The 15142-nt window shown below is 65.9% G+C and carries 13 protein-coding genes; 8 read left to right on the plus strand and 5 right to left on the minus strand.

The annotated features are described in order from the left end of the window. The first annotated feature begins 45 nt into the window (after window positions 1-45). Genes QA600_RS17660 through QA600_RS17675 form a run of 4 tightly spaced genes read left to right on the plus strand, consistent with a single transcriptional unit; the run spans window position 46 to window position 4093 of the window. The gene (locus QA600_RS17660; protein ID WP_278293249.1) at window positions 46-1188 is read left to right on the plus strand and encodes a PotD/PotF family extracellular solute-binding protein; all 1143 of its coding nucleotides are present in this window, start codon (window positions 46-48) and stop codon (window positions 1186-1188) included. 50 nt (window positions 1189-1238) lie between these two features. Continuing rightward, window positions 1239-2378 carry an ABC transporter ATP-binding protein gene (locus QA600_RS17665; RefSeq protein WP_278293250.1) on the plus strand — a complete coding sequence of 380 codons (1140 nt, stop codon included), beginning with the start codon at window positions 1239-1241 and terminating at the stop codon, window positions 2376-2378. 1 nt (window position 2379) lies between these two features. Next, entirely contained in the window at window positions 2380-3297 is a 918-nt protein-coding gene (locus QA600_RS17670) for an ABC transporter permease (protein ID WP_005558046.1), read from the plus strand. After that, window positions 3290-4093: an ABC transporter permease gene (locus tag QA600_RS17675; protein ID WP_278293251.1), complete on the plus strand. Its 804-nt coding sequence runs from the start codon at window positions 3290-3292 to the stop codon at window positions 4091-4093. Before QA600_RS17670 ends, QA600_RS17675 begins: the two co-directional genes overlap by 8 nt. Before the next feature lie 586 nt (window positions 4094-4679). Here the strand turns inward: QA600_RS17675 and QA600_RS17680 are convergent. Continuing rightward, on the minus strand, window positions 4680-5654 hold the full coding sequence (locus tag QA600_RS17680) for an EamA family transporter (RefSeq protein ID WP_278293252.1): 975 nt from the start codon (window positions 5652-5654) through the stop codon (window positions 4680-4682). Window positions 5655-5908: 254 nt separating this feature from the next. On the opposite strand from QA600_RS17680, the gene QA600_RS17685 reads away from it, so the two are divergent. Next, window positions 5909-6904 (plus strand): hypothetical protein, encoded by a 996-nt coding sequence (locus QA600_RS17685; protein WP_278293253.1) that lies wholly within the window; start codon window positions 5909-5911, stop codon window positions 6902-6904. 106 nt (window positions 6905-7010) lie between these two features. Here QA600_RS17685 and QA600_RS17690 read toward each other — a convergent pair whose 3' ends face one another. Continuing rightward, window positions 7011-8945, minus strand: a complete 1935-nt coding sequence (locus QA600_RS17690; RefSeq protein WP_278293254.1) for a beta-CASP ribonuclease aCPSF1 — start codon at window positions 8943-8945, stop codon at window positions 7011-7013. Window positions 8946-9288: 343 nt separating this feature from the next. Here QA600_RS17690 and QA600_RS17695 point away from each other — a divergent pair, with 343 nt between their 5' ends. Continuing rightward, entirely contained in the window at window positions 9289-9771 is a 483-nt protein-coding gene (locus QA600_RS17695) for a hypothetical protein (protein WP_278293255.1), read from the plus strand. Between the two features lie 15 nt (window positions 9772-9786). Here the strand turns inward: QA600_RS17695 and QA600_RS17700 are convergent, their stop codons facing one another. Continuing rightward, window positions 9787-10458 carry a hypothetical protein gene (locus QA600_RS17700; protein WP_278293256.1) on the minus strand — a complete coding sequence of 224 codons (672 nt, stop codon included), beginning with the start codon at window positions 10456-10458 and terminating at the stop codon, window positions 9787-9789. A 100-nt stretch (window positions 10459-10558) separates the two neighbouring features. Here QA600_RS17700 and nucS point away from each other — a divergent pair, with 100 nt between their 5' ends. Beyond that, window positions 10559-11299 carry an endonuclease NucS gene (gene nucS, locus QA600_RS17705; protein WP_278293257.1) on the plus strand — a complete coding sequence of 247 codons (741 nt, stop codon included), beginning with the start codon at window positions 10559-10561 and terminating at the stop codon, window positions 11297-11299. A gap of 31 nt (window positions 11300-11330) precedes the next feature. On the opposite strand, the gene QA600_RS17710 is transcribed toward nucS, so the two are convergent. Next, entirely contained in the window at window positions 11331-11789 is a 459-nt protein-coding gene (locus QA600_RS17710; protein WP_278293258.1) for a YbhB/YbcL family Raf kinase inhibitor-like protein, read from the minus strand. A gap of 101 nt (window positions 11790-11890) precedes the next feature. Here QA600_RS17710 and QA600_RS17715 point away from each other — a divergent pair, with 101 nt between their 5' ends. After that, window positions 11891-12367: a DoxX family membrane protein gene (locus QA600_RS17715; protein ID WP_278293259.1), complete on the plus strand. Its 477-nt coding sequence runs from the start codon at window positions 11891-11893 to the stop codon at window positions 12365-12367. A 34-nt stretch (window positions 12368-12401) separates the two neighbouring features. Here QA600_RS17715 and mutS read toward each other — a convergent pair whose 3' ends face one another. Beyond that, a complete protein-coding gene (mutS, locus tag QA600_RS17720) occupies window positions 12402-15095 on the minus strand; it encodes a DNA mismatch repair protein MutS (protein ID WP_278293260.1) in 2694 nt (897 codons plus the stop codon). Window positions 15096-15142: the final 47 nt, after the last annotated feature.

Consider the following 15142-nt stretch of genomic DNA (forward strand, 5'->3'; position numbering starts at 1 on the left):
ACATCATAACGCCTTTATGTCGCAATCCGGGTTTACCGGGTACTCATGGCTGCAGGCCCACACCGGGATGCAGAAACCGACGACGCGAAATCGGCGATCGGATCTTCAACCGACTCTCGAGCGAACCCGACCTCGAGACGGCGATTTCTGTCCGCAGCGGCAGTCGGCTCCGCAACGGCGATCGCGGGCTGTGCCGAACTCGCAGGAGGTGAGGAGACGCTGCGCGTCAGCGTCTGGAGCGGGAACTACGCCGACCGCTTCGAGGAGGGGCTCGTCACGCAGTACGAGGACGAGCACGACGTCGAAGTCGACGTCCACCGCGGCTGGGACGATATCCTCACCGACATCCAGAACGCCCCGGAGGACGAGCCGCCGTTCGACGTCACGGTGGCGGAGGGGAACTTCTACTACTACGGCCGCCAGGACGACCTCTTCGAGCCCATCCGCGAGGAGAACGTCCCCAACGCCGACGGGATCATCGACTACTACGCGGAGATGCGGGGGACGGAGTACGGGCTGCCGGTCGACGGCGCGCCGTGTACGATCATCCACCGCGAGGACGCCGACGTCGACCCCGAAACGTGGGGTGACCTCTCCTCGGAGGCCGTCGCCGATAGCGAGGGTATCGGCGTCGACACCGGGTTCTGGTGGTACCCCCTCTACGCCGCCGCGATCGGGATGGACGACGCCGAGGGCGCCGAGGAGATGCACGACGAGGAGCTCCACGATGACGTTCTCGAGACCCTCGAGGAGTGGAACGTCGAGAGCTGGGCCAGCTCCGGCGAGGATATCTGGCAGGCGTTCGACAACGAAGTGATCGACGTCGCCCAGTGGTACTACGACCAGACGGCCGCCGACATCGACGACTACGAGGGGCTCACTCACACGATGCCCGAGGAGACCACCGGCTGGTTCAACAACTGGTGTGTCGTCCAGGGGACCGACCGGCGCGACGAGGCCGAGGAGTTCATCAACTTCCTGCTCGACGCCGAGGTCCAGTCCGAGTGGGCCGAGACCCACCCGATGATGTTCAGCAACGAGGAGATCGACTACCCCGAGGAGCTCGAGGACGACCTCCCGACGACGACCGAGGAGGCCGAGACCATCGCGTTCCCCGACTGGGAGTACCTCGCCGACCACGACGACGAGCTCTCGGACGCGTTCTCGAGTATCCAACAGAGCTCCTGATCGCCGCCTACTACCGTTCTACATCCGATTACCGACACCATACCGCACCAATGTCAGAAATCACGTTGAACGAACTCGAGAAGCGCTACGGCGAGACGACCGCCGTCGAGGACGTCTCGGTCGAGATCCGGGACGGCGAGTTGCTCTGTCTGCTCGGCCCCAGCGGCAGCGGCAAGTCGACGACGCTGCGAATGATCGCCGGCCTCGAGACGCCGACCGACGGCGAGATCACGCTCGCCGGCGCCGACGTCACCGACCAGCCGGCGTACGAACGCAACACCTCGACCGTGTTCCAGGACTGGGCGCTGTTTCCCCACAAGACAGTCCTGGAGAACGTCGCGTTCGGACTGAAGATGCGCGACGTCCCCAAAGAGGAACGCCGCGAGCGCGCCGAGGCGATGCTCGAGCGCGTCCAGATGGGCGGCTACGGCGACGAGGATCCGACGACCCTCAGCGGCGGCCAGAAGCAACGCGTCGCGCTGGCCCGCTCGCTCGCGGTCAACCCCGACGTCCTGTTGCTCGACGAGCCGCTGTCGAACCTCGACAAACGCCTCCGCGAGGACATGCAGATCGAACTCCGCGAGATCCACGAGGATCTCGAGGAGACGTTCGTCCACGTCACCCACGACCAGGACGAGGCGTTCACCCTGGCCGACCGCATCGGGATCATGGACCAGGGGGAGCTGATCCAGGTCGGCGAGCCCACCGAAGTCTACGAGAATCCCGCGAACCGTTTCATCGAGGGCTTTCTGGGTGACACGAACTTCGTCGGCAGCGAGGTCGTCGGCGTCACGGACGGAGCCGTCCGCGTCGAGACCGAACTCGGGTACGAGCTCGTGCTCCCGACCGACCGCGACCCCGACGTCGCCGAGGGAACGGAGCTGACGCTGTCGCTGCGTCCAGAGGTGCTCTCGATCGAGCGGAATCCGACCGCCGACGCCGCGGAGGGAGCCGAACAGCCGGTGCTCGCCGACGGCAGTACGCTCAACGCCGTCGTCGGTACCGTCGAGAACGTCCTCTACCGTGGGTCGACGGTGCGGTACTCCGTCTCAGTCAACGGGACTGCGATGTTCGCCGAACGGACGGGTGCGAGCACCGACGCGCTGACCGCGGGCGAGGAAATCCGCATCGAGTGGGACGGCACCGACGTGCTCGCGTTCCGCGCCGACGGCTCGCGGGTGACGCTCTAAGATGGCCGAGACGAACTCGCAGTTTCCGCGCTCGCTCGAGGGCGTTCGGGAGTCACTCGGCCAGCAGTCCGGCTCGAACCGGGCCCTGCTGCTCATGGCCCCGTTGCTCGCCTTCGAGCTGCTGGTGTTCGTGGTCCCCTTCTTCATCCTCCTGCGGATCAGCTTCGCCGAGGAGTCGAGCGACCTCGTCTACGCCGAAGGGACCTGGACGCTCGAGGCCTACTCGAGCGTCCTCACGAGCGACCTCCTCTGGAGCATCGTCGGCTTCTCCTTCCTGCTTGGAGTCGTCGTCACGGTGCTGTCGGTCCTGATCGGTCTGTTCTACGCCTACGCGATCTGGCGGTCGACGGGACTCGTCAAGTCGCTGTTGCTGTTCTCGGTCGTGCTCCCGCTGCTGACGACGCTCGTCATCAGGACGTACGCGTTCAATCCCCTATTGGCGCCGTCGGGGACGCTCAACGAGCTGCTGCTCTCGCTCGGACTCATCTCGAGTCCGATCCAGTTCGTCCCCGGGACCGTCGGCGTCGTCGTCGGCCAGCTCTACATCGTGCTTCCCTACGCCGTGCTGGCGATCTACAGCGTGCTGGCGACGATGGACTGGCACGTCGTCGAAGCCGCCCGCGACCTCGGGGCGAGCCGACCCCGGTCGGTGCTCGAGGTCGTCGTCCCGCAGGCGATGCCCGGCATCATCGTCGCGGCGGTGATCTCCTTCGCCTGGAGCGTCGGGGCCTACGCCGCACCCGACCTGCTGTCGGGCAACATCACGTTCGCCATGCAGGTCGAGGGGCTGATGCTCTCGGACATGCGCTACCCGCTGGCGGCCGCGTTCTCCGTGGTGATGCTCCTGTTGATGCTAGCCAGCATCGCGATCATGTTCACCCTGCTCAACCGACTCGGAGGTGAGTTCGAACTTGCATAGAGAACGCCTCGAGACCGCGGCGTTTCGCGCCGGCTATCTAGCTCTGCTGGCACTCATGCTGTTGCCGCTGCTGGTCGTCGTCGTGACGTCGTTCTCCGGGACGGGCCGGCTCGCGTTCCCGCCGGAGAGCTACTCGCTCATGTGGTACGTCGAGTTCCTCGACAGCGTCCGCTGGCTCGACGCCTTCACGAACAGTATCGTCATCGGCGTCGGCACCGCGCTGGTCGCGACGCTGCTGGGCGTGATGGGCGCGTTCGGCCAGGAGATCGACGACGGCTCGCTAGGGTCGATACTGGCGCCGCTGGTCCTGATCCCACTTCTGATCCCGCCAGTGATACTCGGCATCACGCTGCTGATGTACTTCAACGAGGTCGGGCTCCGGGGCTCGTACGCGAGCATCGTGCTGGCCCACACGCTGTGGGCGACGCCGCTGGTCTACTTCGTGATGCGGTCGGTGTTCAGCCGGTTCGACTGGCAACAGCTCGACGCCGCACAGGACCTCGGCGCCGGCCCGGTCCAGTCGTTCGTCCACGTCGTCCTCCCGAACGTGAAACACGGGATCTTTGTCGGCGGACTGCTCGCGTTCATCATCAGCCTCCAGGAGTTCGTGATGGCGCTGTTCCTCTCGACGCCAAGCACCGAGACGATCCCCGTCCTCGCCTGGACCGAGATCAGGCAGGCGCTGGATCCGATGGTCAGCGTCGTCTCGACGTTCCTGATCGTCATCTCGGTCGTCGGGATCCTCCTGGCGGTGGTCGCGACGAACCTCGAGTGGCTGTCGAAACAGCTCTCCTAGCAGGGGAGAGTGACCCGGCTTCGGTATTCAGAATCTGCGTGAGACTCGCCTTCAGTAGAAGTCAACTACAGAGCACGGTGGTCAGTTAGAGCGATTGCAAATATCCCGTACAACAAAGCCCAGCCCTGCGGTTGTTCCGACGACTCCTACTACGGGAAACAGAAGCGGGCTACCACGTTCGTTACACCCATCGTTCCAGGCGAGTACTCCTCCTCGGCCAGGGCCTCCTATTCCAGGTGGAACGATTCCCTCGATTGAACTTTGAGTCGGATGAATTCCAATTACCTCATACATTGTGCTATCGAACTCACAAGCGGTCAGTGTCATTTGTGGCGATAGTACAATAGTCGCAACAAGCATCAGTAATCCAAGGGCTAAGACGCCATAGCTGGTATATCCAGACGGTATCGAAATCACGTATCACTCTTTAATGCATAATTGTATGAAAGTAACGCTCGACTGATGAATTTGGTAGATGCTACTCGTTGCTAACCGCTCAGTATACACGCTCTATGTAACGACTCGTATTCACAGCCAGACCGAACAACAAAACCCTATTATCAACTCCTGCTAGCGATCCGCCGCTTCAGTAGCTGAACTGGATCAGCGCCGACCCGGCGAGGACGATCATCGACGCCGAGGCCTTCTGGGCCAGCGTGAACGGATCGAACTGCTCCTGAAGCAACGCGGGCGCGAGCTTCGAGAGCGCGAGCGCGCCGACGAACACCATCATCACGTCGAGTTTGGTGATCGCGGTCGCCAGCGAGACTGGGCCGTGCTCGAGCGCCCGGATGAACGTGAAGAGTCCGACGGCGTTGAGCAGGCCGCCGACCAGCAGCAGCTTCGTTCCCTTCGTGAGCCGCACGCGGCCGGCCAGCAGGTCGGCGGGATTCGGTTCGACCCCGCCGCTGCGAAACGGGACGACCGCGGCGATCGAGGCCAGGCCGCCGAGGCTGATCCAGAACAGGATCTCGACGGTGCCGAACCCGTCGGTGAGCACCTTCATCCCGGTGTTGAACACCGCGAAGGCGATCGCGGCGAGGACGGCGACCCCGACCGTCGAGAACGTCAGGCTCTCGCGGATCGAGCCGGCCTCCCGGTCGTAGGAGATAAACAGCGCGCCGAAGACGACCAGCCCGACCCCGGCGTAGACGCCCGACGGGAACGCCTCGTCGAGGATCAAAAACCCGAGAACGAGCACGAAGACGGTCTCGAGCGACAGCGCCGGGACGAACCGCGAGACGTCGCCGTTGACCAGCCCCCAGTAGTAGATCCCGTAGGCGATCGTCGAGACGACGCCGAACCCCAGCGCGACCGCCACCGGCGCGGGCTCGGCTCCCGGAACCGGACCACCGCCCGTTCCCGTGAGGCTGTTTCGGATCGCCGGCCACTCGAGAGCGAGCCCGACGAGGACGTAGACGGCGTAGAAGGGGATGCAGTTGTAGATCGCCAGCGTCAGCGGGTCGTCGATCTCGACGCCGCTGACGACCTTCGACAGCAAGGCGATCACGGCGTAGATCCCCGCGGTCAGAAGGGCGTAGAGGAACCAGGTCGACATCATAGACGGGACGCCCCCAGAACGGCGTCGTCCGCGGACGACCGACCGGCGTTACACCCCTCGAGGCGGCGACCGCCCTCGTCGCGTTCCATCGTTTCTGATCGAATGCCTCGAGTCCCAAGAGTCCCACGTACGGAGATGCTGGTGTCACGCGCTCGCACGGTACGCAATGAGCCGATCGAACGTACCTGATACCGGTCGAGACTGTACACGAACGAGGGGAGAAGTTTCAGGTAGGTGATCCCTGTAGGCGGGCTATGACCGACGACACCAGCCGACGTCACTCGGTGTTTCGGTGGACAGTTATCGAGGGCAACCGGCTCACCGTCGCCGGCGTGCTGCTCGGCGGGATCACACTGTTGTTGCTCGCCTTGCTCGTCGTGAACCTGTTTCCGCGGGCGCCCGGCGAACCGCTGTATCTCCTGTTCAGCTCCTTTCTCGGCGGAAACCTCACCCTCATCACGGTCGTCATCGCGATCAACCAGCTCGTGTTCTCTCGAGAGCTCGGCTCGCCGGGAGATCTGGAGCGGCGAACCCGAAACGCCGTCGAGTACCGCGATCAGGTACAGGATGTGATGGACCGAGCGGTGAGCCCGGTGATGCCGGGGTCGTTCCTGCTCATCCTCCACGAGAACCTCGGCAAGCGAGCCCAGGCGCTGCGCGAGACGGTGACCGATCCTCTCGACGGTGAGCTCTCCGCAGAAATCGACGAGCTCGTCGGGGCGCTTCGGGGTGACGTCAGAGCCGTCACGAGGACGGTCGACACACCCGACGCGGACGAACAGATCTTCGGCGCGATCGCGGCGACACTGGGAACGACGCAGGCCGAGCAGCTGTACGACCTCGCTCGGATCGAGACGAAGTACGACGCACAGCTGACCGACGAGCAGCGCGAGCTGTTCACGTCGATCCGCGAGCACCTGCTCCACATCGACGTCGCCCGAAAGTACTTCCGGACGGTTTACATTACGAAGGAGCTCTCCTTTCTCTCGCGGGTCCTGCTGATCGTCGGACTCCCCGCACAGCTGTTTCTCGCCGCGACGCTGGCGGTGTACGATCTCGCGGCGATCGAAGCGCTCCCGGCGGCGGGGATCGTCGCGGTGACGCTCGTCGCCATGGTCGCCTGCTTCGCGCCGCTTTCGATCCTGGCGTCGTTCGTTCTCCGGCTGTCGTGGGTCGCACAGCGAAACGCGACCGTGATGCCCTTTGCGGCCTCGGAGAAGGATTACACGCTGTTTTCGGCCGACGAGTGAGAGAGAAGACGGAGCCGCTTGCTGCTCGCGTCCGCTTTCGAGCGTCCCGGCGCAGTTTTCGCGGCCGAATCGCGTTCGCTCGAGCGCTGAAACCGCGTTCGCTCGGTTAGAGGAAGCGGAACGTCTCGAGGTTCTTCGGCGCGAACGTCCGCATGTTGTAGTCGTGGTACAGCGCCGAGGAGAGGTCCTGCGTGGAGCGTTCGTCACCGTGGACACAGAGGACCTTCTCGGGACGGGGGTTCATCGTCTTGACGAAGTTCTCGAGGCCGGCCCGGTCGGCGTGGCCGGAGAAGCCGTCGACGGTCTCGACGTTCATGTTCAGCGAGAGCGTACCGCGGCCGCCGCCGTTGCCCGCCGCGCCGACCTCGCTGGTCGGGATCTCGTCCCAGCCGTTCTGGATGCGACGGCCGAGGGTCCCCTGGGCCTGGTAGCCGACGAACACGAGCGAGGAGTCCGGGTCGGGACCGAGGTGGCTCAGCCAGGACATAATCGGGCCGCCGGTGACCATCCCCGACGTCGAGAGGATGATGCAGGGACCGCCGTCGGCGACGTCCTGGCGTTCCTCCTCCCCGGCGTCGATGTGGTTGAACTGCTCGGCGAGGAACGGGTTCTCGTCCTCGTGGAAGATCCGATCCCGCAGGTCGTCCCGGAGGTACTCGGGGTAGGTCGTGTGGATCGCCGTCGCCTCCCAAATCATCCCGTCGAGGTGAACCGGCATCTCGGGGATCTTGCCCGACCGCATCGCCTCCTCCAGGACGAGCATGATCTCCTGGGAGCGACCCACGGCGAACGCCGGGATGAGGACCTTCCCGTCCCGATCGTGGGCCTCGTTGATAACGTCGACGAGCTTTTGTTCGGAGTCTTCCTGGTCGGTCTGGTAGTCGTTGCGACCGCCGTAGGTCGATTCCAGGACCAGGGTTTCGACGCGCGGGAAGTCGTTGACCGCGCCGTTGAACAGGCGTGTGTCGTCGTAATGGATGTCCCCCGAGAACGCGACGTTGTAGAGGCCGTCGCCGATGTGGAAGTGGCTCACCGCGGAGCCGAGGATGTGGCCCGCGTTGTGGAAGGTGAGCTTGACGTCCGGAGCGATGTCGGTAACGTCGCCGTACTCGAGCGGGATGCAGTGTTTGATCGCCTCGCGAACCATCTCGGACTCGTAGGGCGGGGCGCGTCCCTCCTTGGAGGCGACGTCGAGGTAGTCGAGCGTCAGCAGACCCATCAGGTCTCGCGTGGGCTCGGTACAGTAGATCGGGCCGTCGTAGCCGTACTTAAAGAGCAGCGGGATGAACGCGGAGTGGTCGAGGTGGGCGTGCGTGAGGACGACGGCGTCGATCGTCTGGGCGCCGGCGCCGAACGCCTCGGGGGCGTGGAGGTAGGGCACTTCACCTTCGGCGCCGGGCTTGTCGCCGCAGTCGATCAGGATCCGCGTTTCGGGCGTCGAGAGGATGAACGCGGCTCGCCCGACCTCGCGACAGCAGCCCAACGTCGTGATCCGGACGTACTCGTCGTCGGACATCTCCTCGCGGTGGATCTGTCGGCCCACGCGCTCGAGGATGTCCCGGCGGTCGTCGCGTTCCTGTTTGAGGAAACTCCGAACGTTCGAGACCGTCGAGGATTCGATCGGCGGCGTGCGGACGACCTCGGGCGTCCAGCCGACGCTTTTGGTAATGTCCCGAAGCGTCGAGCCGTGACGGCCGATGACCATGCCGGGTTTTTCGGCCTCGATGACAACCTCGCCGGTGTCGGCGTGGAAGTCGAGGTCGGTGACGCCGGCCTCCTCCGGAATGACGTTCGTGATCTGCTCGCGGGCCTCGTCGGGCCGCGAGAGCACGCTCGGGTCCGGGCGGACGGTGATCCGCTTGCGGAGCTTGCTCGCGAGCTTGCGGATGAGGTCGCCCTGCTGGGCGAACTCCTTGGGGTCGCGCGTGTACACGACCAGCTCCGGGCCTTCGTACTTCACCGAGGAAACCGAGATATCGTTCGGTAACTCGCTCGTGATCTCTGCTTTCAAATCGTCGAGTTGCTGCTCTACAGTGCTCATAATCGCCAGTTATCGATTGCGTGAACTCGCCGACAGGGGGACGCCGGAGTCGCCGAAGCGAACGCACCACCGCGGGGACCGTCGACGGATCGCCGGGCGGCCGTCGGCCGCTGCAGTGAGACTGCCGACGACCTCGAGTGACGGTGCCATCGGACGACGGAGGATCCGTTCCGTCCGGTGTCCCGAGTCATTGTGTGATGGTTCGTCCGACGAAGACGTACCCAGGTCGGTTATCCTGGTTCGTGCGGGAAGATTCCAGGGAGAACCCGCTTACCCGTGGCTATTCTTTGCGTGGTATAAAAGCCTTCGCAAAACCCAGGGTGGTTCGGCCCGAAGCGACCGTATGCACCTCACGCCGGACCGCGTCGCCGCCGAGTACGAGTGGGTCAGCGAACGAGCCGACACCGTCGTTCCGGTCATCAACGACGTGCGCGACGATCTGGGATCGATCTTCGAGACCGACGTGGATTCGGTCACCGAGGACGCCTACCGTACAGAGGTCGACGCCGTCTTCGCCGACGGCGACCTCGCGGTCAACGTCGCCGCGATGGTCGCGATCCTGCGCGAACTCGATGTCGAGGGAGACTACCCGGGTTTCATCGTCGACGAGATCGTCGGCCGGGAGCTGGCGGCGACGATCGCCGGCACCCAGCCCCTGCGAACGCTTGGTGAGGCGACGTTTCACTACGCCGACCTGCAGATCCACGGCGACGCCGAGGAGAACGCGGGGATCGACGACTGCGAGGCCGCGCTGGCCGCGGGCTTCCAGGAGCGACTGCCGGGCTGGAACTGGACCGAACGGGAGAGCCCCTTCGGCGTACGCTAGTCCCTCGAGGAGCGGTCAGTCGTCGGTGTCGCCGTTCTCGCCATCGACGCCGGGGTCGGCCTCGTCGGTTTCGTCCTCGTCGTCGGTCTCGAGATCCTCCGGGTCTTCGTCGTCAGCCGGCTCGTCGCTGTCGTCCGCACCGTTTTCCTCGTCACCGTCGTCGGCTTCGTCGTCTTCGGGTTCGTCATCCTCGATTTCGTCGTCCTCGGGCTCCTCCTCGACGTCGATGTCCTCCTCGGGATCGGTCGGATCGGGCTGTTGTTCCTGCTCCTCGAGGATCCGGTCGTAGGCCGCGCCCTCGGAGAGCGACGCGATCGGCCCTCCCTTGAGCTCGTCGACGATCGCCTCTGCCTCGCCGTCGATCCGGTAGAGTCCGTACTCGGAGCTCGAGTCCTCGATCGTGATGTCGTCGTCCTCCTCGGCCCGGGACTCGAAGTCGTCGATCGCCTCCTCGACGAGCTCCTGCTGGCGCTGCTGGGCCTCCATCATGTCCAGTTCTTCGTTCTCGACTTGCTCCTGGAGCTCCTCGATCTCGGCGGAGTCCGGGCCGATGACGGCCGTCAGAACGTCGGCGTACTCGCCCTCGTCGTCGCCGAGCAGGCCGAGGTCGCTGCAGCCGGCCAGTGCCGCGGCAGTCCCCGTTCCGGTGAGCTGGAGGAATCGCCGTCGATCGTGTTCGCTGGTCATTGGTGGTTCGAACGCGTCTCCCCACGAAAATAAGGGTTTTCGATCACCCCACACCTGCGGTCCGGATCCCTTTTGTTCGTCAGCCCGCTACCACGGGCCAGTGACATCCGGCATTCGGCCCCCGCAGGCGACGACGCTCGAGCACCCCGCCCTCGAGGCCGCCCGGAAGGCGATCGCCGATGGTATCGAGCGCGAGGCGATGATCACGGTGTACGGCCGTTGCACCGTCGACTACGACGGCCGCGCCTCGAGCCGGCTTGAGGCCGGCGACCGCCACCTCATGCTCAAACCCGACGGCGCGGCGCTGGTCCACACCGACGAGGGCCAACAGCCCGTCAACTGGCAACCGCCCGGCTGCGACCACGCGGTTCGCTGCGAGGACGGCGCGCTCGTGATCGAGAGCCTGCGTTCCTCGCCCGACGAACAACTGCTCGTCAGCTTCGAGGAAGTGCTACAGGTCTCGACGTTCGCGGGTTCGGATCCGACGGAGCTCTCGGTCGTCGGCACCGAGGAGGACCTCCGTCGGCGGATCCTCGAGGAGCCGACCCTGCTCGAGGCCGGCTTTACACCGCTTGCGACTGAACGCGACACGCCCGCGGGAGCGGTCGACATCTACGGCGAGGACGCCGCGGGCCGATCGGTCGTCGTCGAACTCAAGCGTCGCCGCGTCGGCCCCGACGCCGTGAGCCAGCTCCGGCGCTACGTCGACGCCCTGGAGCGGGATCTCCACGCCGACGCCGCGGTTCGGGGAATCCTCGTCGCGCCTTCGGTGACAGATCGGGCCGAGCGGCTGCTGGCCCGCCACGACCTCGAGTTCGTCGCGCTCGAGCCGACGGAGTGAGCGCTGTCGGCGGCATCCGCTCCCCGAGTTGCTACGTCGACGGATAGCGCCCCTCGAGTTGGCCCTGTGCGAGGACGTGGCCGCTCATCGCCGATCTGAGGCCGTCGGCGTCCGTCTCGGGGTCGAGCTCAAGGGTCGTGTCGAGGGCGAAGACCGCGAAGCGATACGTGTGCTCCCGATCGGGCGGACTCGGACCGCCGTAGCCGACGTCGCCGAAATCGCTCGTCCCCTCCGTCGCGTCGTCGGCGTCCCAGTCCTCGGGTATTGTCTCGGTCTCCGGCGGAACGTTCCAGACGACCCAGTGATCCCAGATCTTCCCGGCGGGCTCGACCGCGTCGGGGTCGTCCACGATCAACGCGAGCGACTCGGCCTCGTCGGGTACGCCCTCGATCTCGAGGGGCGGGTTGACGTTCGCTTCGCCGTAGCCGTACCGCTCGGGGATGCGTCCGCCGTCGTCGAACGCGGGACTCGTGAGGGTGAGCGTCGCCATCACCTCGGCTCTCCCACGTCGTCCACGAAGTAGGTTACACCGGAACCCGGTGACGTCGGTGTCAGCGCGGACTTATGCCACTCGGCCTCCTACCAGTGGTGATGACAGTTGCCTCTCGACTCATGAGCCACAGCGATAGCGATGACGAACCCGTCGAGCGCACCGAGACGGTCTCGGAGCCGACCGCCGACGACTCGGTAACCGACACCGCCCTCTTCCGGCTCGGTCGCGTCCTCTTCGGGGGCGTCCTCGCGTTCAACGCGATCGACAACCTTCGCAACCTCGAGGAGCGCATCGGCTACGCCGAGTTCAAGGGAGTGCCAGAGCCCGACCGCACCGTCCCTGCGGCGAGCGTCGGCCTGCTGCTGGGCGGGCTCGGCGTCGTCCTCTGGAAGCTCCCGGCCGCGGCCGCGCTGGGGATCGCCGGCTTCCTGGCCGGAACGACACCCGTGATGCACGACTACTGGAACCAGGACGATGAGGAATCGAAACAGCAAGAACGGATCCAGTTCCTCAAAAATACCGCGCTGTTCGGCGCTGCGCTCGCGCTCGCACGGGTCGCTCGCGGTTTGAAGTAACGCCTACCGACCGTCTTTTCTACCGTTCGCCCGCCTACTCCTCGAGCAGCCGCTGCAACCGGTCGAGTTCGGTCAGCGCCTCGACGGGCGTGAGGTGAGCCAGCTCGAGCGAGCGAAGCTCGGCCGCAACGTCGTCAGGAAGCCCCTGACTCCCGCCGTCGGTCGAGGCCGGGACACGGGGATCGTTCGCTCGTCTCCGCGAGTCGGGGCTGTCCCCGCCCGGTTCGTCGGCGTTTTCCGCGACGAGCTCCCGGGAGCGCTCGACGACATCCTCGGGGACGCCCGCGGCGGTCGCGACCTCGACGCCGTAGGAGCCCGTCGCCGCACCGGGGGCGATCTCGTGGTGGAAGACGACCTCGCCCTCGCGCTGTTCGACCTCGAAGTGCAGCGTGAACGCGGCCGGGAGCGCCTCGGCCAGCTCCGTCAGCGGGTGGTGGTGGGTCGCGAACAGCGTCGTCGCGCCGACCTCGTCGTGGAGGTGTTCGGTGATCGCCTGTGCGATCGCGAGCCCGTCGGCCGTCGAGGTTCCGCGCCCGACTTCGTCTAACAGGACCAGCGAGCGCTCGTCGGCCTCCCGGAGGATGGTCGCCAGCTCGTCCATCTCCACCATGAACGTCGAGCGCCCGCCCGCGATGTCGTCGCTGGCGCCGACCCGGGTGAAGATTCGGTCGACGGGCGAAACCCGGGCCGACTCGGCGGGGACGAAGCTGCCGACCTGTGCCAGTAGAACGATCTGGGCGACCTGGCGCATGTACGTCGACTTTCCGGACATGTTCGGTCCCGTAATTACCGCCAGCCGTCGATCGGGCGAGAGGGTGGCACCGTTGGGGACGAACGACTCCTGGGTGCGCTCGACGACGGGGTGGCGCCCGCCCTCGATGTCGATCTCGAGCCCGTCGCTCGCCTCCTCGCCGCGTTCCGCGATCTTCGGTCGACAGTAGTCGTACTGGGCCGCGACGGTCGCAAGCGAAACCAGGGCGTCGACCGTCGCCAGCGCGTCGGCAAGCGCCTGGACGCGCTCGACCTCGTCGGCGACCGCGCTTCGCACCTCGCAGAACAGCTCGTACTCGAGCTCGTCGGCTCGCTCTTCGGCGCCGACGATCTCGTCCTCGCGTTCCTTGAGTTCGGGCGTGACGAACCGCTCGGAGTTCTTCAGGGTCTGGCGGCGCTGGTAGTCTTCGGGTACCGCCTCGAGGTTCGGGTTCGTCACCTCGATGTAGTAGCCGTGGACGGAGTTGTAGCCGACCTTCAGCGAGTCGATCCCGGTCCGCTCGCGCTCGTTGGCCTCGAGGTCGTCGATCCACTGTTTCCCGTCGCGTGCGGTTCCGCGGAGATCGTCGAGGTGGGAATCGTACCCCTCCGCAACGATCCCGCCCTCGGTGATCTCGATGGGCGGATCCGAGACGATCGCGTCGTCGATCAGCTCGCGGACGTCGGCGAGGGGGTCGAGCTCCTCGCGTAGCTCCCGAAGCCGCGCGCAGTCGGCGTCGGCCAGTCGCTCCCGAATTTCGGGGACGACCGCCAGCGTGTCCCGGAGCGAGCGCAGGTCCCGGGCGTTGGCCCGCTCGCGGGAGATCCTGCCGATCAGTCGCTCGAGGTCGTAGACGTCCCGCAACAACTCGTGGAGGTGTTCGCGGGTCTGGACCGATCCCGTCAGCTCCTCGACGGCGTCGAGGCGGGCCTCGATCCGATCGGGCTCGAGCAGCGGCCGGCGGAGCCAGTCTCTGAGCGCTCGCCCACCGAGCGCACTCGCGGTCTCGTCGAGGACCCCGATCAGCGTCGCGTCCTCCCGAGCGCGGACCGCACGAGGTTCGAACAGCTCGAGGCTCCGCAGGGCGACGGCGTCTAAGAGCAGGTACTCGCGAGGATCGTACCGCGTGAGGTGAGTGAGATACTCGAGCCGCCCCGTCTCGCGGTCGGTCGCCTCCGCTCCCTCGTCGGCCGCGCCCTCGCCGTCACCTGCGCCCCCACGGGCGTACTCGGCGTACTCGAGCAGAGCCCCGCAGGCCCGGATCTCGGCGTCGCCGGCCAGCAGGGTGTCGGGTTCGCCGAAGTACGTCGAGACGGTCTCGGTCGCGCGCTCGAGACCGAACGCGTCGGGGTCGAACGGCGTCACCATACAGCCCTCCGGGAGGGGGTCGGCGGAGGTGTCGGGGCCGACGACCGCCTCTGAGGGATCGAATCGGCTCACCTCATCCGCGATCGCCTCCGTCGACGACGAGCTCGTTGCGAGGAAGTCGCCCGTCGAGACGTCGAGCAGGGCCAACGCCAGCGTCCGTTCGGGTCCGTCGTCGCGGGCGAGCGCGGCCACGAAGTTGTTGTCGTCGCTCGCGAGCAGCTCGTCCTCGGTGAGCGTGCCGGGCGTGATAACGCGGGTGACGGCCCGCTCGACGACGCCCGGGGACTCGCCGGGTTCCTCGATCTGGTCGGCAACGGCGACCCGGTAGCCGGCCTCGAGCAGCTCCTCGATGTACGACTCGGCGTTGTCGACCGGAATTCCGGTCATCGGATACTCCCCCGTGCTGTCCTCGCGGCTGGTCAGGGTCACCTCGAGCAGGCGGGCGGTGCGTTCGGCGGCGCCACAGAACGTCTCGTAGAAGTCCCCCACCTGAAAGAGCACGAGCGCGTCGTCGTAGCGCGCACAGAGGTCGTGGTACTGACGCATCATCGGCGTCAGCTCGTCGCGTTTCTCGGCCATCGCGTCTGGCGGGCCAAGCGCCGGATCCATACCCGCATTCGGCCGCTCGACGGGGAAATAGCTTGCTTCCCGGCCCG

The organism is Natronococcus sp. A-GB1 (assembly GCF_029688845.1).
Taxonomy (GTDB): domain Archaea; phylum Halobacteriota; class Halobacteria; order Halobacteriales; family Natrialbaceae; genus Natronococcus.